This is a genomic window from Palaeococcus ferrophilus DSM 13482 (assembly GCF_000966265.1).
Lineage (GTDB): Archaea > Methanobacteriota_B > Thermococci > Thermococcales > Thermococcaceae > Palaeococcus > Palaeococcus ferrophilus.
Genome location: NZ_LANF01000011.1, coordinates 158,957 through 183,869, shown reverse-complemented (window position 1 = coordinate 183,869; position 24,913 = coordinate 158,957). Strand labels below are relative to the sequence as shown.

24 protein-coding genes are annotated in these 24,913 nt (G+C 56.3%); 11 read left to right on the top strand and 13 right to left on the bottom strand.

The window, feature by feature from the left end; all coding sequences use genetic code 11:
- Positions 1-130 precede the first annotated feature (130 nt).
- The gene (locus PFER_RS06065) at positions 131-922 is read right to left on the bottom strand and encodes a BtpA/SgcQ family protein (RefSeq protein ID WP_048149892.1); all 792 of its coding nucleotides are present in this window, start codon (positions 920-922) and stop codon (positions 131-133) included.
- 298 nt (positions 923-1,220) lie between these two features.
- Between PFER_RS06065 and PFER_RS06060 the strand changes: the two genes are divergently transcribed.
- The 3 genes from PFER_RS06060 to pbp11 all read left to right on the top strand — a co-directional run bounded on the left by PFER_RS06060 (position 1,221) and on the right by pbp11 (position 5,098).
- Positions 1,221-4,148, top strand: coding sequence for a PKD domain-containing protein (locus PFER_RS06060; protein ID WP_052696197.1), 2,928 nt, complete (start codon positions 1,221-1,223; stop codon positions 4,146-4,148).
- 68 nt (positions 4,149-4,216) lie between these two features.
- Positions 4,217-4,786 (top strand): PH domain-containing protein, encoded by a 570-nt coding sequence (locus tag PFER_RS06055; protein ID WP_048149888.1) that lies wholly within the window; start codon positions 4,217-4,219, stop codon positions 4,784-4,786.
- Positions 4,787-4,795: 9 nt separating this feature from the next.
- Complete coding sequence (pbp11, locus tag PFER_RS06050; RefSeq protein ID WP_048149886.1) at positions 4,796-5,098, top strand: tRNA-binding protein Pbp11; 303 nt, start codon at positions 4,796-4,798, stop codon at positions 5,096-5,098.
- Here the strand turns inward: pbp11 and PFER_RS06045 are convergent.
- The 10 genes from PFER_RS06045 to PFER_RS06000 all read right to left on the bottom strand — a co-directional run bounded on the left by PFER_RS06045 (position 5,086) and on the right by PFER_RS06000 (position 13,940).
- Positions 5,086-5,688: a ZPR1 zinc finger domain-containing protein gene (locus tag PFER_RS06045; protein ID WP_048149883.1), complete on the bottom strand. Its 603-nt coding sequence runs from the start codon at positions 5,686-5,688 to the stop codon at positions 5,086-5,088. The genes pbp11 and PFER_RS06045 overlap by 13 nt on opposite strands.
- Positions 5,689-5,761: 73 nt before the next feature.
- On the bottom strand, positions 5,762-6,163 hold the full coding sequence (sepF, locus tag PFER_RS06040) for a cell division protein SepF (protein ID WP_048149880.1): 402 nt from the start codon (positions 6,161-6,163) through the stop codon (positions 5,762-5,764).
- Positions 6,164-6,287: 124 nt separating this feature from the next.
- The gene (gene glmM, locus PFER_RS06035; protein WP_048149878.1) at positions 6,288-7,655 is read right to left on the bottom strand and encodes a phosphoglucosamine mutase; all 1,368 of its coding nucleotides are present in this window, start codon (positions 7,653-7,655) and stop codon (positions 6,288-6,290) included.
- 44 nt (positions 7,656-7,699) lie between these two features.
- The gene (locus tag PFER_RS06030) at positions 7,700-9,082 is read right to left on the bottom strand and encodes a mannose-1-phosphate guanylyltransferase/mannose-6-phosphate isomerase (protein ID WP_048149875.1); all 1,383 of its coding nucleotides are present in this window, start codon (positions 9,080-9,082) and stop codon (positions 7,700-7,702) included.
- The gene (mpgP, locus tag PFER_RS06025) at positions 9,079-9,810 is read right to left on the bottom strand and encodes a mannosyl-3-phosphoglycerate phosphatase (RefSeq protein WP_048149873.1); all 732 of its coding nucleotides are present in this window, start codon (positions 9,808-9,810) and stop codon (positions 9,079-9,081) included. Before mpgP ends, PFER_RS06030 begins: the two co-directional genes overlap by 4 nt.
- Before the next feature lie 2 nt (positions 9,811-9,812).
- Entirely contained in the window at positions 9,813-10,994 is a 1,182-nt protein-coding gene (gene mpgS / locus PFER_RS06020; protein WP_048149866.1) for a mannosyl-3-phosphoglycerate synthase, read from the bottom strand.
- Positions 10,995-11,059: 65 nt separating this feature from the next.
- On the bottom strand, positions 11,060-12,433 hold the full coding sequence (locus PFER_RS06015; RefSeq protein ID WP_157255144.1) for an ADP-specific glucokinase: 1,374 nt from the start codon (positions 12,431-12,433) through the stop codon (positions 11,060-11,062).
- Positions 12,434-12,530: 97 nt separating this feature from the next.
- Positions 12,531-13,106: a glucose-6-phosphate isomerase gene (gene pgiA, locus PFER_RS06010; protein ID WP_048149862.1), complete on the bottom strand. Its 576-nt coding sequence runs from the start codon at positions 13,104-13,106 to the stop codon at positions 12,531-12,533.
- A gap of 70 nt (positions 13,107-13,176) precedes the next feature.
- A complete protein-coding gene (locus tag PFER_RS06005; protein WP_048149860.1) occupies positions 13,177-13,758 on the bottom strand; it encodes a site-2 protease family protein in 582 nt (193 codons plus the stop codon).
- 2 nt (positions 13,759-13,760) lie between these two features.
- The gene (locus PFER_RS06000) at positions 13,761-13,940 is read right to left on the bottom strand and encodes a KH domain-containing protein (protein ID WP_048149858.1); all 180 of its coding nucleotides are present in this window, start codon (positions 13,938-13,940) and stop codon (positions 13,761-13,763) included.
- 112 nt (positions 13,941-14,052) lie between these two features.
- Here PFER_RS06000 and PFER_RS05995 point away from each other — a divergent pair, with 112 nt between their 5' ends.
- The 8 genes from PFER_RS05995 (at position 14,053) to PFER_RS05960 (ending at position 22,452) form a co-directional block, all read left to right on the top strand.
- Positions 14,053-14,994 (top strand): ribonuclease Z, encoded by a 942-nt coding sequence (locus tag PFER_RS05995; protein WP_048149855.1) that lies wholly within the window; start codon positions 14,053-14,055, stop codon positions 14,992-14,994.
- A complete protein-coding gene (locus PFER_RS05990) occupies positions 14,991-15,665 on the top strand; it encodes a TraB domain-containing protein (RefSeq protein WP_048149853.1) in 675 nt (224 codons plus the stop codon). The genes PFER_RS05995 and PFER_RS05990 overlap by 4 nt, the downstream gene beginning before the upstream one ends.
- Positions 15,666-15,806: 141 nt before the next feature.
- Positions 15,807-18,833: a PKD domain-containing protein gene (locus PFER_RS05985; protein ID WP_048149851.1), complete on the top strand. Its 3,027-nt coding sequence runs from the start codon at positions 15,807-15,809 to the stop codon at positions 18,831-18,833.
- 68 nt (positions 18,834-18,901) lie between these two features.
- Positions 18,902-19,873 (top strand): tetratricopeptide repeat protein, encoded by a 972-nt coding sequence (locus tag PFER_RS05980; RefSeq protein ID WP_245612462.1) that lies wholly within the window; start codon positions 18,902-18,904, stop codon positions 19,871-19,873.
- Positions 19,874-19,896: 23 nt separating this feature from the next.
- Positions 19,897-20,757 (top strand): GNAT family N-acetyltransferase, encoded by an 861-nt coding sequence (locus PFER_RS05975; protein WP_048149850.1) that lies wholly within the window; start codon positions 19,897-19,899, stop codon positions 20,755-20,757.
- Positions 20,758-20,807: 50 nt separating this feature from the next.
- The gene (gene hypA / locus PFER_RS05970; RefSeq protein ID WP_048149849.1) at positions 20,808-21,227 is read left to right on the top strand and encodes a hydrogenase nickel incorporation protein HypA; all 420 of its coding nucleotides are present in this window, start codon (positions 20,808-20,810) and stop codon (positions 21,225-21,227) included.
- Entirely contained in the window at positions 21,224-21,955 is a 732-nt protein-coding gene (locus PFER_RS05965) for an Mrp/NBP35 family ATP-binding protein (RefSeq protein WP_048149846.1), read from the top strand. Before hypA ends, PFER_RS05965 begins: the two co-directional genes overlap by 4 nt.
- A 23-nt stretch (positions 21,956-21,978) precedes the next feature.
- Positions 21,979-22,452 carry a hydrogenase 3 maturation endopeptidase HyCI gene (locus PFER_RS05960; RefSeq protein ID WP_048149843.1) on the top strand — a complete coding sequence of 158 codons (474 nt, stop codon included), beginning with the start codon at positions 21,979-21,981 and terminating at the stop codon, positions 22,450-22,452.
- Here PFER_RS05960 and PFER_RS05955 read toward each other — a convergent pair.
- Both PFER_RS05955 and PFER_RS05950 read right to left on the bottom strand, forming a co-directional pair.
- Complete coding sequence (locus PFER_RS05955) at positions 22,449-23,363, bottom strand: hypothetical protein (RefSeq protein ID WP_342666383.1); 915 nt, start codon at positions 23,361-23,363, stop codon at positions 22,449-22,451. The two genes, PFER_RS05960 and PFER_RS05955, sit on opposite strands and share 4 nt — an antisense overlap.
- A 39-nt stretch (positions 23,364-23,402) precedes the next feature.
- Entirely contained in the window at positions 23,403-24,854 is a 1,452-nt protein-coding gene (locus tag PFER_RS05950) for a potassium channel family protein (RefSeq protein WP_048149837.1), read from the bottom strand.
- Positions 24,855-24,913 lie beyond the last annotated feature (59 nt).

Here is a 24,913-nt window from a genome sequence, read left to right as displayed (position 1 = left end):
TTCTTCACTTCCGGAGCAAAACCCTCTCGCAGAAAAGAAAAGCGAGACAGGCTTTGCATTTTTCTTATCGGCAAATTACGCATTTTAGGGTAATAAGACTTTCGGAAAAGAAAATTCGAACAAAAGTAAATCAACCCAAAAATACCCCGGCCCGAAGATTTTTCGCAAGCTCAACGAGCCGCCTCGCCCGTTCCGGGGAGACTTCGTTCTCCACCTTCCCCTCGCGCTTTGTCCACGTGCCCACTATGAAGCCGTCGGCATACTTCCAGAGGCCAGGGAGGTTGTCGTAGCTCGTTCCAGAGCCCACTATCACCGGCACGGGAGAGGTTCTCTTCGCCAGCGCGAGCTTCTCAACGTTCACGGGCTTCCCCGTTGCCTTCCCGCTGATGACAACCGCATCGGCAAGGCCCCTCTCCACCGTGTCCCTTATGGAGTCCTCGAAATCACCGAAGTGGACGGCGTGCTTGACGTGGACATCCGCTAAGACCTTTATCTTCGAGGGAAGCCTCTTCCTCAGCATCCCCAGCTCGTGAGCGATTCCCTCTATTATCCCCTGGTCAGTGTAGGCAACGCCGCTGAGAACGTTCACCCTTATGAAGTTGGCCTTTACGGCGTAGGCTATGGAGTAAGCAGCAATCCCGTCGTTCCTCAGCACGTTTATCCCGAGGGGCAGGGAAACCTCGTCCCGGATGGCCTTTGCAACGGCGGTGAAAGCGGCCACGGTGGTTTTGTCAACGTACTTCGGAAAGGGCACGTCGCCAAAGTTCTCCACCATTACGGCGTCAAAGCCTGCTTCCTCCAGCACTCTCGCGTCCCTGAGGGCGGCCTCGATGACAGTGTCAAAGTCACCCTCATAGAGGTAGGAACCCGGAAGGGGCTTGAGGTGAACCATTCCAATGAGCGGCTTTTTCTCAAAGTCCATGTCACCACCTGAGAATTAGAATGGATTTGGGAATAGTTAAAGATTTTGGCACGGGTTTTGGTTTTGTAATGAGTATGTGCATATTGCTTTTAAGTAATCTCCGCATTGGTAGGGTTTTCCGAGCATATTTTCAGACTCGAAAAAATAAATATTATATACATTCGGGTACAATGGTGTACCAGACTGCATCGGTTTGCTTTTCTGCAAGCCCCTGCAGCGTGGAGGAATCGTTATGGGGAGAAGACGTTTCCTGGGGTTAGCCCTTCTGGCCCTTTTTGTTATCCCATTCCCAGTTCCTATGGCTTTCGCATGGAGAACTGACTTAATAGAGGGCCTCTCTGGCGGAACCGTGGTTGAGGACGAGGAGATAATCATAGGGGACCGGAAGGACGTTGTGTATATATACGAAGACGAGAGCGGGGAGCTCATAAGGAGTTTCGACCGCGCCTTCCAGAAGTGGGACGAAATGGCTGCAGGAGATGTCAACGGGGACGGAAAGGCCGAAATAGTACACGCCGACAGGAGCGGAGATAAGATATATGTATACAGCCTCTACGGCCTCATCTTAAGCAGAAAAAGCACCAACTTCGAGGTGGGAGACGACATAGCGGTGGGAGACCTGAACGGGGATGGAAGGGCAGAGATAGTGCACGCTGACAGGAACAACTGGATAAAGATATACGACGGAAACATAGACCTAATCAACTCCTTTAAGGTGGAACAGTTCGCCGACGGGGACTCAATAGCAATAGGAGACCTCAACGGTGACGGAAGAGGTGAACTCATACACGCGGACGACAGCGAAAACCTTGTGACGGTTTACGACATGTACGGCAACGCCCTGCTGAGCTTCTCCACCGACGATTACTTCGACCTGAAACCGAGGGACGAAATGGCAACCGGAGACCTCAACCTCGATGGTGTTGACGAGATAGTGATAGCCACCCAGGATACTGCCAACAGGGGAATTCACGTGTTCTACGCCGACCTCGGCAGGGGTAAGGCTGGAGAGATAGCCAAGTTCACGATGGCCTTCAAGAAGGGGGACAGGATAGCGGTTGGCGATGTGAACACCGACGTCGCCGAAGAGATAGTCTGGGCCTCCCAGAGCGGAAAGGTGAGGGTCTTCAACATAGGCGGAGATCTGCTGAACGGCCCGGAGGGCTTCGATACGAAGTTCACCTACGGTGCCGGCCTTGCCGTGGGAGACCTCGACGGGAACTCCATAGAGGTAGGAACCCCAACCAGGGGTGCGCTGTACGTGGAGAAGAAGCTCATAGCGGTGGTAAACTCCCCTCCGGTTGACTACGAGGTGATAAACGAGACGGGGCTCTTTTACTCCCAGTACAGGACTACAACGAGCAACACTGTCAAAGGTTCGGTTAAGTCCATCTCGGACGCCACCCTCAGCACGGGGCTGAGCCTGAAGGGGGGAATTGTCGGCCTGAGCCTGGAGGCCAACCTTGACTTCACGGTACAGCAGACCCTTGAGAGGGAGAAAGGAGAGTCCTTCACAGAGGAAATCTCTTACGAAATAACCGCAGATATGAGCGATGGGGCCCTCTACGTGACGACCGCCTACGACGTTTACGAATACCCCATAATAGGCCCTCCAGAGCTTGCTGTGATAGACGGGGAGCAGCAGTACATACTCGTGACGGTTCCCAGGGGGCCGCCGGTGGTATCTTTCCTGGAGTACGAGTCGCCGATACACAGGGTAGGGGACATAACAACATACCCGAGCAGACCGGAGAATCTGGTTGGATATGACGTCAACACCTTGCTGGGTAGCTTTACCATGGAGGCGGGTGAAGTTGGCAAGAGGTACGAGAGGCTCATGAGACAGCTCAACTGGGAGAAAAAATCCAACAGTTTCAAGGCGACCATCTCAGCCGGTTTGGTCGCCTCAGGAGGGGCCTTCGTTGAGGCAACCCAGTACGTGAAGGGGAGCTACTCGACCGGAAGTGTAGCGACCCACGAAGTTTCATTCTCCAACGAGACGAAGATAGTCGTTGAGTACAGGGGAAGGATAAGCGAGCCAGAGAAGAGATACACGGTAACGGGATACATCTACCGCGACGTGGAAGAGGGGCACCTTGTCCTCGACTACGTGGTGAGCGACATGGGGGATTACTACTGGAACAGAAAGTGGAGCCCTATCCTCATAGACCTCGGGCTATTCACCATAACCTACGACCTCTTTCTCTCAATGAACACCCCACCAGAGTGTTCCCTTACGGCAACCCCCGAGAGCGGACAGTTCCCGCTGGAGGTCGAGTTCAACATCGGCATGAACGACACCGACTCCGAACTGAGGTGGGTTATGAACTTCGGCGACGGGGAGGAAATAGAGGGCAACGGAACCACCGCCAGGCACACCTACACCTCGGAGGGGCTTTACATACCTTCCTTAACCGTCTATGACCCATGGGGGGCGAACAGTTCCTGCATAGCCAGCGTTAACGTTCAGTACAACGAAGAGCCATCTGTGGGCTTCACCCACACCCCCGAGGAGCCTAAGGCAGGGGGGAGCGTGTCCTTCACATCCAGCGCGAACGACCCTGACGGTGGAATAGTGGAGTGGCTCTGGGATTTTGGGGACGGAAGTAGCTCAAAGGAGCGGAACCCGAGCCACGTTTACGAACTTCCTGGGGTTTACACGGCCACACTCACCGTAACGGACAGCGGCGGTCTGAAGGCAGTCTTCTCAAGAACCATAACCGTAAGACCGGAGAACGAACCTCCAACCGCCGACTTCACGTTCTCTCCAGAGAACCCTCTGACGGAGCAGGAGATAACCTTTAGAGACGAATCAAGCGACCCCGACGGAAGCATAGTGGGCTGGAGCTGGGACTTTGGCGACGGCTCGAGCTCAACCGATAAGAACCCGGTGCATGCCTACGCGGGTGAGGGTAATTACACTGTGACGCTCACCGTCAGGGACAACAAGGGCGCTGAAGACACCGTAAAGATGGCGGTACTCGTAGAAAAGGCACCTGAGACAGCCACCAGCACTGAAACAGAAAGCCCAACGGAGACCGAGAAGGAAGAACCGAGTCAGACCCCAACCCCGAGCAGCACAGGAACCCTCAAGGAAAGTAAGACACCCGAGCCGGAAGCATCTCAACCAACGTCCACGACTGAAGGCTCTCCTACGTGTGGGATTGGTTTAATAGCGGGCTTTGCTATTTTGCCACTCCTCCTCTGGAGGAGACGTTCTCATTAACTTCTCTCTTTTTCCCAGCTACGGGAGGGTTATATACCTATTTGACATAATTTTTCTTGGTGATTCCAATGAAGACTGAGCTCCCGAAGGGCATCCTTGAAAACCTCTCCCCCGGGGAGGAGGTACTATACGCGATACGGAAGAAGTTCAGCCTTGAGGCAAAGCCCAAGTGGCTCGTCGTGACGGACAGGCGCATCCTGTACGTTGACGAGAAGATTCTCGGCAGGTACGAGCTGATGGCAGTGCCCTACGAGAAGCTGGAGCAGGTTTACGTCAAGGTAGGCAAGATGTACGCGGAGTTCTCCATTATGAAGGAGGATGGGGAGGAGATAAAGCTCGAGAGGATGGATAAGACTGAGGCACGTGAGGCAATAGAATCCATAAGGGACGCTTTGAACGAAATAGCGGTGGAGCCGGTTTCGATAGAGCGGAAAAAGCACCTCCTGAGTGAGGAGTGGACGATACACAAACCCAGAGAGGTCGTGAGCAGGTCAATGAGGCTTGAACCCCGGGCAAGGACGGTGGAGAAGGAAGACCCGCTTGAGAAGCTCAAGAAGCTCAAGGAGCTCTACGATATGGGAGTGATAAGTCAGGAGGAGTATGAAGAGAAGAGAAAGAAGCTCCTCGACAGGATATGAGGTGAAGGCATGTTCCGCCGCCTCTTTGGGAGGAATCGAGGAATTGAGGTAGCCACCCGAAAACCCACGGGAAGGTTCAGGGTCTCAAGGGTGCTCGCGCTTCCGGGTAGAAAGGCGCTCCTCGGGGAGGTGCTCGAGGGAGTTATCTACCCGGGCTACAAGCTCAAGGGGAAAGGAGTGGCCCTAGTGAGGAGCATAGAGCGGGAGAGAAGAAGGGTTGACTTTGCAGTTCCGGGTGACGAGGTGGCCCTTATAACCGAAGGGGAGATTGAAGCAGGAGAGGGGGAAGTCCTGGAGGTTTACCCCTCCTGATCAGGCTCGTAGACTACGTAGGGGCCCGTGCTGAGGCTCTTTATTTCCTCCTGCGTGAGCAGCCTGCTCTTTACTTTCTCCCCTATGAGGGCGCTGTGGCCGAAGGGGTCCATTATCCTCACAGTGAGCGGCTTTTTGCCATCCCTGACCTCCTCAAGGTACTCAAGGAGTTCGTCCACCTTTTTGACTGCCTCCTCGTCCCCCTCCTGGCTCTTGAAGTTCCGCGTGGTTATGAGGGCATCCTTGACCCTCTCTATGAGCCCCTCGACGTTGGTTATGAAGCCCTGGGCCGCTGGCCCCGGCTCCACGGTTACCCCGACTTCCTCAAGCTCGACCGTTCCGCTCTTGCTCCTCACGACGCGCGTGAAGAGGTCCTTCTCCTCCTCAACGCGGAGGGTGTAGAGCCTCGGCTCCTTCTCCTCCAGAACCATCACGTCCGCATTCCTGTAGTTGCAGTTCTCGCATATTATCGTGCTCTCCATGACCTTGCCGAAGTAGGGAATCTCGTGGATGAACTGGAGCGCTTTGAGGCTGTTCTTCGCGCCGCATATGGGACAATCGCCCAGTCTAACCTCCTGAATCTCGCCCATGTTCTCACCTCAAAGATAGCGAGAAAGGGTAGTTTATAAATTTGAGCATCGGAGAAAAGAAGGAATGGTGCAATCACTTGGCTATCTTTATGTCGGGCGGCGTTATAAGAAGCTTTATCTCGTACTTTGATATCTTTGCGATGCTCCCGTCAAGGGCCCTAACCATTCCGACTATCTGCTCGGAGACCTTCTCGACGACTTCCGGCTTTGATTCTAGCGGGGTGAGGTCGGCTATTACGAGGTTGCCCTCCTGAACCTCCCTTGAAATCGCCTCAAGGTCCGAGTAGCTCGTGACGATTATCTTCTTTACGTACCTTACCTGGGGCTTCACTATCTGCTTTGCGAGCTCGTCCTCCTCGAGAGGGACTACCTCGACCTCCGCCTTTGCGGGGGGCTGTCCCTTCACGTCCTTCTTTATTGTAAGCGGTCTTGCCTTCCTTGGCTCCTCTTTCTTAATCTTGTCGAACAGTCCCATCCCCTTCACCTCATAAGAGTTACGCTAAAGTTTATTCTTTAACTTCATGTTTATAGCTCTTTCTCTTCCCGAACCCCTTGGAGCCATTCCCCGATGCAAAAGAAATGGATGGGGCTTTAGACCCTCAATGGAGGGCGTTCTCCAGAAGCTCCAGCCCCAGCTCGAGGTGCTCCTTGGCTTTCTCCTCGCTCTTCGCCTCGCTGAAAATCCTGATTATCGGCTCGGTTCCGCTCGCCCTCACGAGCACCCAGCCGTCATCGAAGAGTATCTTCGTCCCGTCCGTGGTGTCCACGTTGTAGCCCTTCTTTTCAGCGAGTTCGGCCACCTTTCCCACTATCGCCTTCCTGTCGCCCTCAACGTGCCTCTTCGTCTTGAACTGGTAGTACTTCGGGAGCTCATCTATCAGCTCGCTGAACCTCTTCCCGCTCCTAGCGAATATCTCGACTATCTTGGCTGTGGTCATGGCCCCGTCCCTGCCGAGCACGAAGTCCGGGAAAATAACGCCGCCGTTCTCCTCACCGCCTATGGTTCCGTTGTTTTCGAGGAGAGCCCGGGCAACGATTAAATCACCTACCTTCGTTCTCATAACCTTCGCGCCGTTCCTCTTTGCTATGTCGTCCAGGAGGTTGGAAGTCGCTATGGTTGTTACGAGAAGCCCACCCCCGTTCTCCCTAAGGACTGCATCCGCAACGAGGGCGAACGTCCTGTCTCCCTGGATGAAGCGGCCGTTCTCGTCAATGAACACGGACCTGTCGGCGTCACCGTCCTGGGCCACGCCGAAGTCCGCTCCAAGGGCCTTCACTATCTCCTTGAACTCCCGCAGGTTCTCCTCGTTGGGCTCGGGGTTCCTCGCCGGGAAGTGGCCGTCTGGGTGAGCATTTACCGAAACGACCTTACAGCCGAGCTCCCTTAAGAGGTAGGGGAGGGTTAAGCTGCCGGCGCCGTTCGAGGTGTCAACGACGACGAAGGGCCTCCTCTTCCTTATCGCCTCAACGTCAACTCTCGCCTTTATCGCCTCGATGTAGGGCTTTATTACGTCCTCCTTCCTCAGATCACCTATCTCGTCCCATCTGGCCCGGTAAAAATCCTCACTGAAGAAGACTTCTTCAACGACTGCCTCACGCTCCTTCTTCAGCCCCATGCCGTTAGGTTCGAGGAGCTTTATGCCGTTGTACTCCGGTGGATTGTGGGAGGCCGTTATGACTGCCCCCCCGTCGGCATTAAAGTGTGCCGTCGCCCACTGAACGGCGGGCGTTGGGGCTATGCCAACATCTATGACGTCGCAGCCCGTACTCAAAAGCCCGCTGATGAGCGCTTCCTTCAGCATCTCGCCGCTCACCCTCGTGTCCCTGCCGACGACGACGAGCGGTTTTTTCCTTCCTTCCCTCCTCAGCATCGTCCCGAAGGCCATTCCCATCTTGAGCGCGAACTCGGGGGTTATGTACTCGTTCGCTATCCCCCTCACGCCGAAGGTTCCGAATATCCTTCTCATTTCCGCCACCTCTATCACTCTTGGTGATAAATCACGTTAAAACTTTATCCCCTGCCGAAGTCGTCCTCAAAGCGGACTATGTCGTCCTCGCCGAGGTATTCCCCTATCTGCGTCTCGATGACCTCAAGGACGACCTTGCCCGGGTTCTCAAGGCGGTGCTTCACTCCGGCCGGAATAAAAGTGCTCTCGCCCGGTCTAAGGAGGAGCTCCTTATCCCCGACGATAACTTTCGCGGTTCCCCTCACCACGACCCAGTGCTCGCTCCTGTGGTAGTGCATCTGAACGCTGAGCCTCTTCCCTGGAAGAACCGTTAGGCGCTTTATCTTGTAGCGCTCGCCCTCTTCGAGCACGGTGTAGCTCCCCCAGGGCCTGTAGGCCGTCCTGTGGACTATCGCGCGCTCGTCCTTCTGCTCCTTCAGAAGGTTGTAGACTTCCTTCACCCTCTGGGCTTCGCCGCGGTGCGCTATGAGGAGCGCGTCGTCCGTGTCAACGATTATTAGGTTTTCCACGCCTATCGTCGCGGTCAGCCTCTTCGTCATCACGAGGTTACCCCGGGAGTTCACCCCTATGTACTCCGCGCCGTGGTTCGCTATTTTGACGGCGTTCCCTTCGTCGTCCTTGTCCATAACCTCGTATATGGCATCGAAGCTTCCTAGGTCGTTCCAGAGGGTGTTGAGGGGCACCACCGCTGCTTTATCCGTCTTCTCCATGACGCCGTAGTCCACGCTTATCTCGGGGGTTAGCTCGTAGGCCTCCTCTATGGTTTTACCCTCCTCGAAGGCCCCGGCGACCTCGGGTGCGTGCTCCTCCACCTCCTCGAGGAAGAGGGAGGTGTTGAAGAGGAACATGCCGCTGTTCCAGTAATAGCCGTTCTCCACGTACATCTTGGCCGTTTCGAGGTCAGGCTTTTCTTTAAATTCCTCCACCTTATATCCACCCTCAAGCTTCTCCCCGGGCTTTATGTAGCCGTAGCCGGTGTGGGGCCTGTTGGGTTTTATGCCGAACGTGACGAGGTACCCCCTCGAGAGTCTCTCAGCCCTCTCAAAGGCCTCCATGTAAGCTTCGTTCGCCTCTATGAGGTGGTCGCTCGGAAGAACCGCAACGGCCGACTCTCCGAATGTCTCGTGTACCCTCTTTATACCCCAGTAGATGGCAGGTAGGGTGTTCTTTCCCACGGGCTCAAGGAGGACGTTCTCCTCCGGGAGCTCTATTCCAAGTTCCCTTAAATCGTCGAGAACTCTGAATCGGTACTCCTTATTGGTCACCACGAATATCTCCTTTGGCTTTGAGAAGAGGACGGCCCTCTCAACTGTTTTCTGGAAGAGGGATTTATCGTCAAGGAAGCGGACGAACTGCTTTGGCATTAGCTCCCTGCTCAGGGGCCACAGCCTCGTGCCCTTTCCTCCTGCCAGGATAAGCGTCTTCATAACACCACCTCCAGCAATTCGTCGAGGGAGCTTATATGTTTAGCCCCGGAGTATGAGAGGTCACCTATTATGAAAGCGTGGTCAACTACCTCCAGCATGGGAAAATCGTTCTCCCCGTCGCCCAGGGCATAGCTCTCAACTTCCCCGAGGCGGCTGTAGAGTTCCAGGAGCAGGGAAGCGGCTTTTCCCTTGTCGGTATCGCCTGTAACGTTCACGAACCTGCTCCCCTTCGAAACCCGAAGGCCCTTTTTCCGGAGCTCTTCCGGGAAGCCACCCTTTCCCCACCGAAATATCGTCTCGCTGTAGTCCCTCCTCATGGCGAGCCTTGCCAGCTCCTCGGGAAGTCCCGTGAAGGCCATAACTTCCTCGAGGGTTGAGTTCCCGTAGTATTTGAGCCCGTATTCATCACTCATACAATCGAGGACGGCCTTTATCTCGGAGTAGGGTCTCCCAAGCTCCAGCAGGATGTAGTTCCCCCTCCTCACGCCGCCAATGGGGAAGGGGAAGTAGTCCGCGGGTATCACCACCGCACTCCCGTTCTCGACTATGAATGGCCCCTCCACGGCGAGGGCCCTTCTGTAGTACTCCTGCTCCGCCAGCGTCTTGGATGAGTTGAAGACCACCTCAAAGCCCGCCCTCCTGAGCTCTTTCACCACTCCCTTCGCGGGCTTCGGCGAGTAATCATCCCCGAGGAGCGTCCTGTCGAGGTCGAGGAATATCACCCTCATCCTCACACCTCGAAGTGGAAGAGTGTTTCCGAGTTGGATTCAAGGGTTTTCATCCACTTCTCAACGTCCAGGTCGCCCACAGGGGGCATGACCTTGGGTTTCGGCGGTTCCTCCCCCTCCCCGAGGAGACCGTGGAGCTTCAGATCCTCGAGTATGCTCTCCTTGAGTCCCTTGGTGGCGAGGGATGAGTGGTATATAACTCCAAGCGAGCTGAGTATCATGTCCGCAACGTGCTCGCTCCCCTTCTCCTCGTGGAGGTGCGGGTTGAGGGTCTCTATCTGGAACACCTCAACACCCTGGTCGTAGACTTCCCGGTATTCCTCAACGCCCTGCCAGCGGCCGAAGCGCTCGAAGAGGTAGACGAGCTCGAAGGGCTCAATAGAGTATCCCGTTGAGAAGGGCATTATCTCCGCAAGCTTGATGCTCATTGCGTGCTCTCCGGCGTTCCCCGTGGCTATGATGCTCGTCTCGAAGTTCGTGCCGGCCCCGAAGAGGGCGTTCATGTAGCGGTTGGTTATCTCGCTCACCCTCCCCCACTTCTTGAAGTACAGACCCCTCTTGCTCACTTTGGGTTTATGGCGCCAGCTGAGCCTTACCATGGAGTAGTCGCTCTCGCTCATCAGAAAGCCGGCCGCGTAGTCCTTGACGTACTCGTTTACCGACCCGGGTATGTAGTTGTCAGCATCAACGAAGCCCACGTACTTGGCCCCTATCGCCTTCGCCAGGAGGATTCCTATTAGCATGCCCTCCCCCTTGCCGCTCCTGACCTTGTCGCCTTCGAGTATATCCGTGTAGCCAACCTCATTGAAAGCCTTTGAGAGACCTATGTCCTTCTGGTGGACGACCACTATCTTCGAGCGGGTCAGGTTGTAGAAGTGCTTGATGAGGTCAATCTCCTGTTTGAAGAGGTTAGGTCCATCGCGTTTGCTGTTCGAGACGACTATTATGGGGCACTGGTGGGGGATGGCCTTTAGAACGCCGTCCACGAGCTGGAGTTTTTCGTTCTTCATGGGCACGACTATGGCTATGTCCTCGAGTACGCGGTAGATGTCCTCGCGAGGGACGTTCTTAACGGTGAAGCTCCCCACGTCTCGCGTTTGAGTATCAAGTTTGATTACCTTTTGAACTTCGTAGACCTCCACGGCCCCGAACAGCTCCTTGTATACGGGAGCCTCCAAAAGCATTCCATCACCTCCCCTGCAAGAAACCCTTTGAATTTTAAGAACCTAAAGTATATAAAATTTGCCCGCTAGAGTGTGCGGGCGAACTCGCCGAGGATGGCGGAACTTGAGATGGTGTCCCCTATGCCGACGGTGCTCTTCGGGGAGGCCACTATCTTCGTTGGGACGAAGGCGAGCTGCCTGTCCGTCATGTCAACGATTCCGTTCTCCATGTCCATCTCGCGCTCGAGTGCCTCCACGAGGGGAAAGGCCCTCTCGTTTGTGGGCACGGAAAGGGCATCCCTCACCTGCGGGAGACGCTCGAGGTTCCCGTGCATCGCTTTGGCCGCGGCCGCTAACGCTGCGAAGAGGAGCGCGTCGCGCACATGCTCGCCCCTGTATCTCGTTAGGGCCATGTAGTGGCCGTAGGTGTGGAAGTGTATCCTTTCTATCCCCGTCTCGTCCATCAGTAGGTTCATCGCATCAATCGTGGCGAACAGGTCGCCGTTGAGAACCTCCTCGGCCAGGGTGGAATCTCCCACTATCTCCATCACGGAGGCGAGTTCCACCTCGTTGAGGCCAACGCTGGTGAAGTTACCCAGCATCTCAATTATGCCCTCCCTTACCGCCTCGCTGGCCGTGTAGGCGAACTCGAAGTGGCTCTTAACTCCGAGGCGGTTGAGGACGCGGAGCTGGGAGGCGACCCTATCGAGGACATCCCTATACGTGCTTCCATCGGAATAGCGCTCCTTCAGCACGTGCAGGCCGCTTATTATCGCTAGGTCAACCCTCTCGGCTATCTTCTTGAAGTGCTCCCTAAACTCTCTCCTCATGTACACCCTCGCATTGTAGTCGTCGGCGTTCGCTATGAAGCGGTTCTCCCTCGGAGCCTCTACCTCAAAGACCCTGAAGCCGCGCGGGAACTCGTATATGTAGTGGATGAGGTCCTCTCCGTCCTCAACGGCCTCTCTCGGGTGCACCAGCTCAAAGGCGCTGTCGTAGAAGCGAGGAACGTAAATGGGTCCATCCATGAAGAGGCCCGCCTGCGTCTCCGTGTTCTGGGGCACGTGCACCACTACCGGAACCCTGTAAACACCGCCGAGGAGGTTGGCCATTATCCCCGCCTGACCGCCCATCCTCAGCTCGTCCCATCCCCACTCCATGAGGTACTCCCTGACTTCGTCGCTCTCGACGAACCATTCGGCCGCTTTTCCGTGTGTTATGCTCCAGAGTATTCCTGCAAACAGCTCCTCGAGGTTCCTTATCCTTCCGGGCGGCTTCTCCACGAGCTCAAACACCCGCTCCCTGCCGACCCTCTCAATCCTCTCCTCAAGGTCATTTGTCTCGAGGTACTTTAAACCGTCCACGTTGGTGTTGTACGCGAGGAGAACACCCCTTACACGGGGCATTGCGTTAGTAACGTTCTCGTAGGCGTTCATGTAGAGGCCCTTCCAGAGGCGTATCATGTCCCTGTAACTTTCTTTCATAAACATCACCTTTACAAAAATGCCACGTCCATATGTTAAAATGGAAAGGGGTGTATTTAAGGCTTGCTAAACTTCAATCAGATTTCCACCTGGGGTTATCAATTACCCTGACCTCGCCCCCTTCCTCGATGACGAGCTTGGAGAACCCCTTCTCCTTTATCGAACCGTAGTCGTGGCCGGCATCTGCTGGGTAGAGTGCGAGGAAGATAAAGGGCTCATTCCCTGTGTTCACCGTCCTGTGGGCCCAGTAGGGGGGGACGTAGACAACGGTTCCGGGCTCCATTGGAATCCATTCGGCCCTTCCCTCGGGCGTCTGGAGGAGCATGCCGCCTTTCCCCTTGAGGGCGTAGTAAACCTCTGCCCTGTCCGCCTTGGCGTGGTAGTGCCCCTTGGTAAAGAAGAACTCCTTCCCGACCTTGCCGGGGTAGAGGACGGTGGTGGCGAAGTTGAGGTCTCCATCCTTCTCCTCCTGCTCTATCGCGTAAACCTCGTAAACCACGGGATCATCCTTTAGGAGCTCGCTGTAGGCATTTTCATCAGCAAAGTACCCCTTAAGGTCGCTCAGCTTCCTGACGAGCTTCTTTGCACCCGGAATCACGCCAGTCTCAAGGTCAATCTTAACACCGAAAGGCTTCTTGTACTCGGCCATCAACATCACCACATAAGAATAGAGGGGAGTGGTTTTAACCTTTCCGCTTTGTATCACCGGCGGTGAAATATTAGACCATCGTATTGAGGAGGTAGGCGAGTCCTATAGCGACGGCCCAGTAGCCGGGGTTCCACCGGAAGACCTTCCACCCATCGAGGGGCGGGAAGGGCAGGAGGTTAAAGACCGCCAGCCAGAAGTTTATGGAGGCCGTGTAGTAGAGCACCGAAGCGAGGAAGCCGTTCAGCGGGAGGGTGAGGAGCATAACCAGTGCAACGATGCCGACGACTATGTTGGTCGCGGGGCCCGCGAGGCTTATCTTCCCGTTGGCCTCCCTATCGTCCCACTCCGCGTAGGGGGCGTAGATGTAGACGGCCCCGACCGCCGCGAAGAGGAAACCTATGTGGGCCACCCGGTTGAGGATTCCAAGGAGCAGAGCGAGAAGTATACCGGTGTCCCAGCGCTTGTAGAACGCTATGTAACCGTAGTGCTTGGCCACCTGCCTGTGGGCCAGTTCATGGAATACGAACGCTGTGAGGAGCCCCACCGCCACGTAGGGGAGCCATTTTACGTTGAAGTTTGAGAACACGAGGCTGAGGACGAAAAACGAGATAACCAGGTCCTCGAGTTCCTGCTTCCGGAAGTTAAGGGACATCATCACTTCCCTCTGATTTCTATCTTCTTGCCGAGGACGAGCTCAGCCGCTTTAACGGCGCTTCCACCGCTGCCGACCGCTATTTTAACCTGGTCCTTGGGTACGTAGACTATGAGCTTTCCATCCTCTTCCTCTACCTCGAGTATTTCCACGCGGAGCATCTGCTTTAAGCGCTCGATCATTACAACCACCTTAGGGTTAGTGGACTTTCTCTCTTTTTAACTTTTCTCCCAAACGTACGGGGGAGGGGGTGCTTCGATAGGTTTTTATTCACCTCCCGGCAACCTACAGAACATGTTGGAAGTCTTCTTCCTCGGGACGGGCGGGATAATGCCAACGGGCGAGAGAAACGTTCCTGCGATAGCGCTCCGCTATAGGGGGGAGGTCATTCTCCTTGACGCGGGGGAGGGAACCATAAGACAGATGAACAGGGCAAAGCTCAGCCCGATGAGGGTCGGGAAGATTTTCATAACCCACTTCCACGGCGACCACTACCTCGGTCTCGGGGGCCTCATCCAGACTATGAACCTGTGGGGCAGGGAAAAGCCCCTGCACATCTACGGCCCAAAGTACACCTTTCAGTTCGTCCAGAACTACATCAACAGCGGCTTTTTCCGCCCGGGCTTTGAGATACACGTCCACGAACTCGGGGAGAGCCGCTTGGAGTTTGAGGGCTACGAGGTCTGGAGCTTCAAGGTTAGCCACGGCATTCCAGCCCTAGGATACGTCTTCAAGGAGAAGGACAGGCGCGGGAACTTCATCCCCGAGAAGCTCAGGGAGTACGGCCTTGAGGGGCCTATTCTGGGGAAGCTTGAGCGCGAGGGTGAGATAGAGTGGAACGGTAGGCTAATCCGCCTTGAAGAGGTCACGGGGCCGAGGAGGAAGGGCTTAAAGGTCGTCTATACCGGCGACACCGAGCCGTGCGATAGGGTTAGACTCTTCGCGGAGAACGCGGACCTGCTCATCCACGAGGCCACCTACCTCGAACCGGAGCACAGGGGCGAGAGCTACCACAGCACCGTCAGGGAAGCGTGTGAAGCGGCGAGGGGTGCAAAAGCCAAGCTCCTGGCTCTCTTCCACAGGGCCTTCCGCTACGGTTACGATGAGTACGTCTCAGAGGCGGAGAGGCTGTGCGGTGAATCCGGCGTGGACTTCATCGTTCCAAGGGACTTCGACGTTTTGACGTTCAAATCCGGAAAATGGGAGCTCAAAAACCTGCTGGAGGGAGGGGAGTGAGTTATCTGCGCTACGTTAAGGTCATAGGCACGATGCACGTTTCGCCGGAGAGCAGGAGGGAGGTAATGGAGACGATCCTCAGGGAGAGGCCCTCTGCGGTTGCGATAGAGCTCGACAGGCTCCGCTTCCACTCCCTCAACGCCTCCGTAAAGCCGGAGCTCAAGGAGGCCCTCAGGCTCGGGAGGGGTGGCCTTGTGCAGTACGTCCTCGCCAAGGTGGAGGAGAAGCTGGGGGAGGAGTTCGGCATGATGCCCGGCGGGGAGATGAGGGGGGCCGTTGAAGCCGCCGCTCTCCTCGGCGTTCCCCTCTACTTAATAGATGAGGACATAAGGCTCATAACGTCAAAGCTCCTCGCGGCGCCGCTCAGGGAGAAACTTTTCCTCCTCCTCGAGGCGCTCGCGGTTTTCCTCCCCATAGGGGCTGTTTCGGAGGAAGGCAACCCGATGGAGGACTTCAAGCTCATGATGACCCGCTTTAAGTTGCGCTACCCTTACCTTTTCCACGTCCTCGTGGAGGAGAGGAACGAGGTCATGGCCCGCAACCTGATGAGAATCGTGGACGAACTCCTCACGAGGGAGGCGAAGCCCCGGGTTATAGCGGTCGTTGGCCTCGGCCACAAGAGCGGGATAGAGCGCATCTTAAACTCACACAGCCCACCAAGTTACGTTTAACTATTACAAATTTGCCCTGAAATATTCGGATATAATTAAACGAAAGAGCGAAAAAATTTATATATTTTGGGGTCTTAACTTGATGTAAGCCTGCGTGTTCTTTTTCTATCTTCCACAGGCGTACCTTACGAAGGTGGGAGTATGGGACGCGTACGATTGACTTCCTCCCTTCTCGTTCTGTGCCTTATACTAGCCTTTCTTCTGCCCCGTGCAACTGCTCAGGACGCGAACCTCATAGACGGGATCGGTGGCAGGGTCATTGAGGACGGGGATATCATTATAGGCGACCGCGGGGACTACTTCTGGATGTACGAGAACGGGAGCGGGGGAGTAATTGGAAAGTTCCACACCGGCTACGAGAAGTGGGACGAAATGGTTGCGTGCGACGTTAACGACGACGGAAGGGCCGAGATAATACAGGGCGACAGGAGCACGGACAAGATCTACATCTACGACATGTACGGAAACGAGCTCGGAAAGCACGACGTAAACTTTGAAGCGGGCGATGATTTAACCTGCGGAGACCTGACGGGGAACGGGAAGGCTGAGATAATCCACGCAGATAGGAACAACTGGATCCACATCTTCGACGAGAACTTCAACATGGTGAACCAGTTTAAGGTGGACGACTTTGCCGATGGCGATGCCATAGGAGCGGGCGACTTCGACGGAGACGGTATAGCTGAGATCGTCCACGCCGATGCAAGCGAGGACACCCTATCGGTGTACGACGTCAACGGAAACTCCCTTGGTATGGTTGAGATGGAATCCTTCGACATCCACAGCAGGGACGAGATGGCTACGGGAGACGTCGATATGGATGGCCTCGACGAGATAGTCATAGCCACGCAGGACAACAAGAAGAGGGGGGTCCATATATTCAAGCTCGAAAAGGACGGTGCACAGTTCAAGGGGAACGAGATCGGGGCATTCACAATACTGTTTTCCAAGGGCGACAGGATAGCGGTTGGTGATGTGAACACCGACGGCGCTGAGGAGATAGTGTGGGCCTCTCAGTACAATGGCAGGGTCAAGGTCTACAACATGGTGGGAGACCTACTGAATGGCCCCGATGGACTTCAGACGGAGTTCACCTACGGTGCGGGCATAGCAGTTGCGGATGTGAACGGGGACTCCATAGTCGTGGGCCCTCCCAACAAAGCCGTCCTCCACGTCGTGAACAAGGTCATAGCGGTAATAAACGCCCCGCCCGTTGACTACGACGCCATAAACGAGAGCGGGACATTTTACTCAGCGTACACGAGTAAGCAGACCCAGATGACCAGCGCTTCAATAAAGTCCACCACAGACATGAAGCTGACCGCGGAGCTCACGTTCGTGCAGAACGTACCGGGGCTCGTCAAGTACGAGCTTGGCCTGAAGACCATGATCGGCCAGAAACGTCAGAGCGAGACCGGCAAGAGCTACGAAACCACGATAACATACAAGATGCTCGCGGACATGGCTGATGGGGCCATTTACGTGAGCACGGACTACGACGTCTACGAGTTCCCCATAATATGGCCGCCGGAGCTTGCGGTCATAAACGGCAAACAGCAGTATATCCTCGTGTCAGTTCCCAAGGGACCACCCAATGCTCACTTCACCTCCTACGACTCGGATCTCCATGAAATCGGGGACATCAACACCTACCCCACCAAAATAACGGAACTCAAGAACTACGACGCAAGCAGCGTCCTCGGAGTCTTCACCATAGAGGCGAGCAACGTCCAGAGCTCCTACGAGCAGTACATGAAGCAGCTCCACTGGGAAAAGGATGCCAACACTTTCTCCCTTGGACTCTCACTCTCCTTCAAAGGCACGCTGGGGAGCAGGGTGCTCACGGGGTTCGAGGGCTCAATCCAGGGCGACTACGGCTACGAGAAGCTGACGACCCACGAAATGAAGTTCTCAAACGAGACCTCCATTCTGGTGGCCTACGAGGGGAGGATAGACGACAGGGACAAGTGGTACAACGCCACCGGGGTCATCTACAGAGACAAGGACGACGGACATCTAGTTCTCGACTTCTACGTCCCGAGCAAGGGAAAATACTACGAACAGAGGAACCAGAGCCCGATTTTCATAAACCTCGGCTTTCTCAAGCTAAACTTCGACGCGCTTCGGGCCCTCAACAAGCCCCCCGAGTGCTCCATAGCGGCGAATCCGAGCTCCGGAAAGATGCCCCTAGATGTTAACTTCACCCTCAACCTCAACGACCCCGAGAACGGCAGTTTGAGGTGGGTTATGGACTTCGGGGACGGTATAACCGGGGAGGGTAACGCCTCCCAGGTTCTGCACACCTACCGCAAAGAGGGGGTCTATCCAGTCACGCTTACGGTCTACGACCCGTGGAACGCGAACGCAACATGCACCGCCAAGATCAACGTCCAGCACAACGAGAAACCGAACGCCCTCTTCAGCTACTCGCCGTCGGAGATAAAGGCCGGCGATGAGGTTAGCTTTATGGACAGCTCAAGCGACCCGGACGGGAGCGTTGCCGGCTGGAGCTGGAACTTCGGAGATGGGAGCTTCTCGGACGAGAGGAACCCCAAACACACCTACGCCACACCCGGAACATACACGGTCATGCTCACCGTTGAGGACGAGAGCGGGCTGAGGGGAAGCTACACCAAGGAGATAAAGGTCGAGCCGAAGAACTACCTCCCGACCGCGGACTTCACGTTCCTGCCCAAGGAGCCGAAGGCGGGTGAGGAGGTAAGCTTCGCCGATAAGTCCACTGACAGGGACGGGAGCATAGTGAGCTGGAGCTGGGACTTCGGTGATGGGAGCACCTCAACGGATTCCGAGCCGAGCCACGTTTATGCGAACGGGGGCAACTACACGGTGACGCTGACAGTAAGGGACGATAAAGGAGGAGAGGACGTGAAGCGGGTCACCATAACCGTGGAGGAGGAAGCGCCCACAGCATCAACAACGACCACTGAAACCCCAAGCGAGACGATAACGACCTCATCAACCTCAACTCCAACCCAAACAGAGACAGCCACTACGCCATCCCCATCCTCCAGTTCAACGGCAACAACCTCCACCACATCCTCGGAGCAGCCGAGCAGCAAGCCCTCGCCCACCGGAGGGGGAGGCACCTGTGGGCCAGCATTCGTAGGCATCTTCGCACTCCTGGCCCTTTTGAGGAGGAGGCGCTGAGCCTCCCCACACTTTTTTCGCGGCAAGGTTATATACCCGTTGTTCCAAATCACTGTGGGGGATGAAAAATGGATGCGAACATGGAGGCTTTTCTTAAGGCCGTTGAAGACAGGGACGTTGAGGCCGTTAGGGCTTTCCTCTACGAAAACGCCGACGAGCTGGAGGATGGGGAGCTTAAGACCGCCCTCGAAAAGGCAGAGGAACTCGCAAAGGAGGTTAAGGACTACGAGCTCCTGAAACTCGTCTGCTACCTCTACGAGACATACCTTGAGATTGAAAAGATTCCTGAGTTCGAGGCACTCGCTTTCGAGGAGGACACCTTCGAGGCCAAGTTCCAGCTGGCGGACCTCTACGCCCAGGTAGGCGAGGTTGAGAAGGCGCTCGCCCTCTACAGAACCCTCCTGGAGGAGGAGACCGCCAAGGGGGAGAAGGAGCACATAGCTGAGATTTACTACAACATGGCGCTGGCCCATGAGGAGCTGACGGAGTACGAAAAGGCCCTCGAACTGATGGAGAAGGCGGCACTTGCCTTCGAGGAGCTCGGCAAGGAAGACGATTACCTTCACGCCCTCATATACCTCGCATACCTGCGCTTTGAGAACGGCGATGTGAGGAAGGCCAAAGCAGAACTCGCCGGTCTTTTAAGGCGCATCCGTGATAACAGGCTCCTAATGGCGCAGGCCCACCTAGCCTTTGAGGAAATCTTCGAGGACGAGGACAACTATGAGGCGGCACTCCAGGAGTGCCTTTACGCCCTCCTGGATTCCGAGGGGACGGCCTACTTCGACGTTTCCTTTGACGCCCTCGTGGATGTGCTCTGGCAGCTCTTCCTTGAGGATGAGTTCGAGACCGTTTACGACAACATGGACGCCTTTGCGAAGGCCTTCCCTGAGCTGGAGGCGTTTTTCAACGGCGTCAAGGCAATGGCCCTCTACAAGGATGGGGAACTCGAGGAGGGGAGGGTCAGGGAGATAATAGCTCAAATAAAGGACAAGCGGCTCCTTGACCTCGTCCAGCTGCTCGGCGAGTCCGAGCTCTGAACCCTTTATTTTTGGTGGTGTGGATGGAAATCAGAAAGGCTTCGCTCGACGACGTTGCCGGAATAGTGAGCGTTCACGCCGGCTCCTTAACCGGTGGCACGATTTTCGAGCGCTACCTTCGAGGCGGCCCATGGATGAGCCTCGAAACCTGCTCCATTCACACGAACAACCTTCTCCTGCACGGGGGTCTGCCCGTTGTGGCGCTGGTTGAGGGAGAAACAGCCGGCCACGCGGAGTTCCTCATGAGCGAGGAGCCCATTCACGGCGTGGGGACGAAGCTCACCCACCTCGACGTACTCCAGGTCAAAGAGGGATTCCGAGGCAGGGGCGTTGGAAGGGCCCTCGTGGAGTTTGGGATAAGAACCGGCCGCCAGGAGGGGCACGAACTCCTCACCGTAACGTCGGAGAAGAGCGCCCTCGGTTTCTACTCCCGCCTTGGTATCAGCGAGATAATCAACATCGGCGTTCTCGTGGGTGTAAAGCTCAAGGAAATAGAACCCCTGGAGGAAGCGCCCAGGCTGAGGCCCCTTGGCTGGGGGGACGTTAAGGGCAGGGAGATGACCCTCGGAAAGTTCCAGAGCTCCTACCACCACTGGTTCACACTCTTCGTTGACAGGATAGCGGGGGTTGACGACAGGGTGCACTTTGAGAGCGGCGAACTCGGTGGAAGCCTCTACGCCATGGAGGGGGCCTACAACGGGAACGTGGTCACGGCCTACGCGTGGGGAGGCGACGTGGGGAGAACGATCTCGCTCCTCGCGGGGAGGGCCAGGGCGCTCGGTTTCGACGAGATGAGGACGGTCGTGCCGATAGAGGCCCTTGAGGAGATACCCTTCTCCTACATGGCCGGGGAGAGGTTCGTAACACTTTCCCTCTCCCTCTGAGCCACCGTCTCTTTTATAAGTCCTCCCTCGGATATTGGGTTGGTGATGGTATGCACGAGTGGGCACTCGCTGACGGCATAGTTAGGACGGCGCTCGATTACGCTCAAAGGGAGGGTGCGTCAAAACTCCTTGCAATCCACGTCGTTCTGGGGGAGCTTCAGGATGTAAACGCCGAGGTGGTAGAGTTCGCCATGAAGGAGCTCCTCAAGGGCACCATAGGAGAGGGGGCGGAGGTAGTCTTCGAGGAGGAAGAGGCGGTCTTTAAATGCAGAGACTGCGGCCACGAGTGGAGGCTGAGGGAGGTTAAGGAAGGGTTCGACGAGAGGATCAAGGAGGACATACACTTCATCCCCGAGGTGGTACATGCGTTCCTCGCCTGCCCGAAGTGCGGAAGCAGGGATTTCGAGGTCTTAAAGGGAAGGGGAGTCTACATCAGCGGCATAAAAATCGAGAAGGGTGATGGGGCATGATAACGATTGACCCGCGCATAAAGGGCATAGAGGGCAGACTTGAGAAGGTAAAGCGGATAATCCCCGTTGTGAGCGGGAAGGGCGGTGTTGGAAAGTCCCTCGTCTCGACGACCCTCGCCCTCGTCCTGGCGAAGAGGGGCTATAGGGTCGGCCTCCTCGACCTCGACTTCCACGGCGCGAGCGACCACGTCATCCTCGGCTTTGAGCCTGAGGAGTTCCCCGAGGAGGAGTATGGAGTTGTTCCCCCCACCGTCCACGGGGTCAAGTTCATGAGCATCGTCTACTACTCCGAGGACAAACCGACGCCGCTGAGGGGCATGGAGGTGAGTGATGCTCTCATAGAGCTTCTCACCATAACGCGCTGGGACGAGCTCGACTACCTCATAATAGACATGCCCCCTGGCTTCGGCGACCAGTTCCTCGACGTCCTTCGCTTCCTCAAGAGGGGAGAGTTCCTGGTGGTGGCGACTCCCTCGAAGCTCTCAATCAACGTTGTGAGGAAGCTCATAGAGCTTCTGAAGGAAGGGAACCACAGAATCCTGGGCCTAGTCGAGAACCTCAAGCTCGACGAGGAGAGGGACATAGCCCGCCTCGCGGAGGGGCTCAGCGTGCCCTACCTCGTGGGAATCCCGCTGTACGGTGACCTTGAGGAGAAGGTGGGCAATCCCGAGGAGCTCCTCAAAACGGAGTTCGCGGAGAAGATTGGAGAAGTGGCCGACCGTCTCTGATTTCTTATTTTTGGGGTGAGAAGATGGAACTTTCGGACTTCTTGAGGAACGCCACCCGCGTCGTCGTCTGCGGCATAGGCAACGACATCAGGGGGGACGATGCCGTGGGCGTCATCATGGCGGAGAGGCTCAGGGAGAGCCTTAACAACCCCAAGGTGGTCGTCCTCAACTGCGGTGAGATGCCGGAGAGCTACGCGGGCAAGATAGTTAGGGAGAACCCGAGCCACGTGCTCTTCGTGGACGCGGTTCACTTCGGCGGAAGACCCGGGGAGGTGGTTTTGGCGGATCCCGAGGGAACCCTGGGCGAGGCCATGTCCACCCACGGCATGCCCCTCCGTCTGCTGGCGCGCTACATACGGGAGAACACCTCTGCTAAGCTGCTTCTCCTTGGAGTTCAGCCTGCTCACACCGCCATGTTCGCGGAGATGAGCCCCGAGGTAAGGGATGCCACCGAGAAGCTCCTCGCGGCTTTGGAGGCCCTCCTAAGTGCCCTCTAGTCCCCGGGGAGTTCCCCCCACTCAACGTTTATCGTCTCGGGAGTGCGGTATATGAACGCCCCCTGCCCCTTGTGGACGTGCTTCCTCATGGCCCCGGGCGGGACGCCGTTGGCCTCGTAAACAACGGCCTGAGTGTCGGGGTCGGTGTAGAGAAGCAGCGTCGGACCGGCGGTCTGGAGGAGGGCATCCATCGCGTACCTCGTGGCCAGTATTGTGGCCCTTCTCCTCATGGGCCTCGTCAGGAGGGGGAGGGCGGCGCTGCCGGCTTCGGAATACGTTAGAACCGCTGCATCGTCTATCCCTATAACCACGTTCCGCCTCTTCGTAAAAGCCGCGGCGAGCGTTAGGAAAGCCGCCTGGGCCACGGTTATGCTGTGGGCGTTTCCAAAGTCCACCAGAACGCTTCCCTCAAGTTTCGGAGCCTCTCCGCTGTAGAGCCTCTCGTCGAGCTCCGTGTAGCTTTCCATGATGACCTCGCTGTACTTCTCGCCCTTTTTAGCAGCTTCCGGCACGCTTGAGACTCTCTTTGCGAGGATGTCCGCGTAAAGTCTGTCCGTGAGGGCGCGGTCGAGGGAGTAGAGCGTTTGGACTATGGTCGCGGCGGAGTAGGGGTCGCCGATGATTCCCGCCAGGGCGAGCTTTATCGGGTCGAGGCCCATTTCCTTCCCGTCCTCCACTTTAACGACGTTATCGAAGCCCTCCTCTGGAAAGTTACCGGTGGTGTCGAAGACTATCGCATCGTACCCCTTCTCCCTGTACTTTGACACTATGTCCGCCATGACCTTCGTCGGGTCGTCGTCTATCCCGATTATCTTAAGCGTCCTCCCGTGGTAAACCGGGTCGTAGTACACTGGCCCGGACTCTTTGGAGAGAATTTCCACAACCAGTTTGCTGTACTTCAAAGTTTCCACCCAATAATTGTCGGCTTTTTTGCTTAAAAAGTTGCTGAACTAGCGCATGTACTTCCTGGCGAAGACCGTGAGGAAGACCGCCCACATGAACATCCCGAAGAGGGCCTCCGCCGATGCGATGGCCTTTCCGAGCCCGATAGGGTGCAGGTCGCCGTAGCCGAGCGTTGTGGCGGTGACGATGCTGAAGTACTGGTAATCCCAGAAGGACTTGGCCCCAACACCCTTCACCGCGTAGAAAAGGGTCGGAAAGACCACGTTCACCATGAGGAGCCACAGGAGGATGGGTCTCCTCCAGTCCGTGCCGTACTTGCACGTTAAGTCGGCGAAGAGCCACTCGAAGAGCACCTCGAGGCCGTGGACAAAGCGCCTCACCCTCCTGGGAAGGGGGATACGGAACCTTGGCACGGGGAACTCCACCCTTGCCCCGAGCTTTCCGTACTTTGAGCGCCTTCTGGCGAGCATTTCGAGGTAGTAGTACTCATCAGCCCTTTCCTTGTCCCCGTTCTTCTCCCAGCTAGTCCTTGCGAGGCGGTAGAACGTCTCCGCGAGCCCCGGGTTGCTGAAGGAGCAGTTCTCGAGGAGGATGTATCCCGTAACGTTGAGCTCCACCACGAGGTTTGCGAGGGTTGTGAGGTTCCACATGGGGTCGCTTACGAACCGGGAGGAGCGGGCGACGAGGTTGCCGTGGATCGTGACGTGGACGAACTCAGGGTAGTGTATCCTCCCCCCGCTTATCTGGACGTGGCCGAGAACCCTTATACCTTCGAGCGTGAGTGCGCCGTGGTAGTTGCGTATCAGAATCCTGACGCTCCTCTTGAAGCGTGGGCTCTCCTCGAACTCAAGTCCGCTCATCAGGAGGGCGGTTGCCTTTGAGCGCCGTTTGAGCTCCTCTCCACCGGTCAGCTCCTTCAGGAGGGGGTACTTTGAGTTTATCGCCACCTTCCTCAGGCCGGAGACTCTGGAGAGCTCAACGCGGCCCCTGACGTTCTCCCCGTACTCCTCCGCCCTCTCCCTGCTTTTCTGTTTGAACTCGAAGGCGTTCATCATCACGTACTTGATTTCGCTGTCCCTCACCATGATGTTGCCGGAGAAGCCCACCTCCAGGAGGTTCACCGCGAATATGGTGGAGTTCCTTATGAAAACCGTGTCGAGCTCGCTCTTGATCAGCGTGAGGCTCCGCAGGGTGGAGTCGTAGATGGTTATTCCCTTTATACTGGCCTCCCTCACGCGAAGGTCTTCTATGTGGGAGTTTCTGAAAACGAGGGTCTTCCCCTCGAGTTCCTCAAGCTCAACGTCGTAGAGGTATACCCCCTCGAAGTAGCGCCTTCCCCTCTTGAGCTCCTTCAAAAAGGCCTCCCTCTTGATCTCGCGTATTTTCTCACCGAAGAGCGCCTCCCCCTCCTCGTACGGGATGTGCAGGGGGCAGAACTTCGAGCCCTCGAGGGGCCGCTTACGGCACTTCCTGCCGTTTCGGTAGGCGTACTCGCACATGTTCCTAACTCGCTCCAAAAGGTTATAAGACTTCCCGCCGTGCTCCAACTGGGTGGGAG

Excerpts from the sequence above, each read along its gene's own strand:
- PFER_RS06065 (WP_048149892.1), bottom strand. The coding sequence starts at position 922 with ATGGACTTTGAGAAAAAGCCGCTCATTGGAATGGTTCACCTCAAGCCC.
- PFER_RS06060 (WP_052696197.1), top strand. The coding sequence starts at position 1,221 with ATGGCTTTCGCATGGAGAACTGACTTAATAGAGGGCCTCTCTGGCGGA.
- PFER_RS06055 (WP_048149888.1), top strand. The coding sequence starts at position 4,217 with ATGAAGACTGAGCTCCCGAAGGGCATCCTTGAAAACCTCTCCCCCGGG.
- pbp11 (WP_048149886.1), top strand. The coding sequence starts at position 4,796 with ATGTTCCGCCGCCTCTTTGGGAGGAATCGAGGAATTGAGGTAGCCACC.
- PFER_RS06045 (WP_048149883.1), bottom strand. The coding sequence starts at position 5,688 with ATGGGCGAGATTCAGGAGGTTAGACTGGGCGATTGTCCCATATGCGGC.
- sepF (WP_048149880.1), bottom strand. The coding sequence starts at position 6,163 with ATGGGACTGTTCGACAAGATTAAGAAAGAGGAGCCAAGGAAGGCAAGA.
- glmM (WP_048149878.1), bottom strand. The coding sequence starts at position 7,655 with ATGAGAAGGATATTCGGAACCTTCGGCGTGAGGGGGATAGCGAACGAG.
- PFER_RS06030 (WP_048149875.1), bottom strand. The coding sequence starts at position 9,082 with ATGAAGACGCTTATCCTGGCAGGAGGAAAGGGCACGAGGCTGTGGCCC.
- mpgP (WP_048149873.1), bottom strand. The coding sequence starts at position 9,810 with ATGAGGGTGATATTCCTCGACCTCGACAGGACGCTCCTCGGGGATGAT.
- mpgS (WP_048149866.1), bottom strand. The coding sequence starts at position 10,994 with ATGCTTTTGGAGGCTCCCGTATACAAGGAGCTGTTCGGGGCCGTGGAG.
- pgiA (WP_048149862.1), bottom strand. The coding sequence starts at position 13,106 with ATGGCCGAGTACAAGAAGCCTTTCGGTGTTAAGATTGACCTTGAGACT.
- PFER_RS06005 (WP_048149860.1), bottom strand. The coding sequence starts at position 13,758 with ATGTCCCTTAACTTCCGGAAGCAGGAACTCGAGGACCTGGTTATCTCG.
- PFER_RS06000 (WP_048149858.1), bottom strand. The coding sequence starts at position 13,940 with ATGATCGAGCGCTTAAAGCAGATGCTCCGCGTGGAAATACTCGAGGTA.
- PFER_RS05995 (WP_048149855.1), top strand. The coding sequence starts at position 14,053 with ATGTTGGAAGTCTTCTTCCTCGGGACGGGCGGGATAATGCCAACGGGC.
- PFER_RS05985 (WP_048149851.1), top strand. The coding sequence starts at position 15,807 with ATGGGACGCGTACGATTGACTTCCTCCCTTCTCGTTCTGTGCCTTATA.
- PFER_RS05980 (WP_245612462.1), top strand. The coding sequence starts at position 18,902 with ATGGATGCGAACATGGAGGCTTTTCTTAAGGCCGTTGAAGACAGGGAC.
- PFER_RS05975 (WP_048149850.1), top strand. The coding sequence starts at position 19,897 with ATGGAAATCAGAAAGGCTTCGCTCGACGACGTTGCCGGAATAGTGAGC.
- hypA (WP_048149849.1), top strand. The coding sequence starts at position 20,808 with ATGCACGAGTGGGCACTCGCTGACGGCATAGTTAGGACGGCGCTCGAT.
- PFER_RS05965 (WP_048149846.1), top strand. The coding sequence starts at position 21,224 with ATGATAACGATTGACCCGCGCATAAAGGGCATAGAGGGCAGACTTGAG.
- PFER_RS05960 (WP_048149843.1), top strand. The coding sequence starts at position 21,979 with ATGGAACTTTCGGACTTCTTGAGGAACGCCACCCGCGTCGTCGTCTGC.
- PFER_RS05950 (WP_048149837.1), bottom strand. The coding sequence starts at position 24,854 with ATGTGCGAGTACGCCTACCGAAACGGCAGGAAGTGCCGTAAGCGGCCC.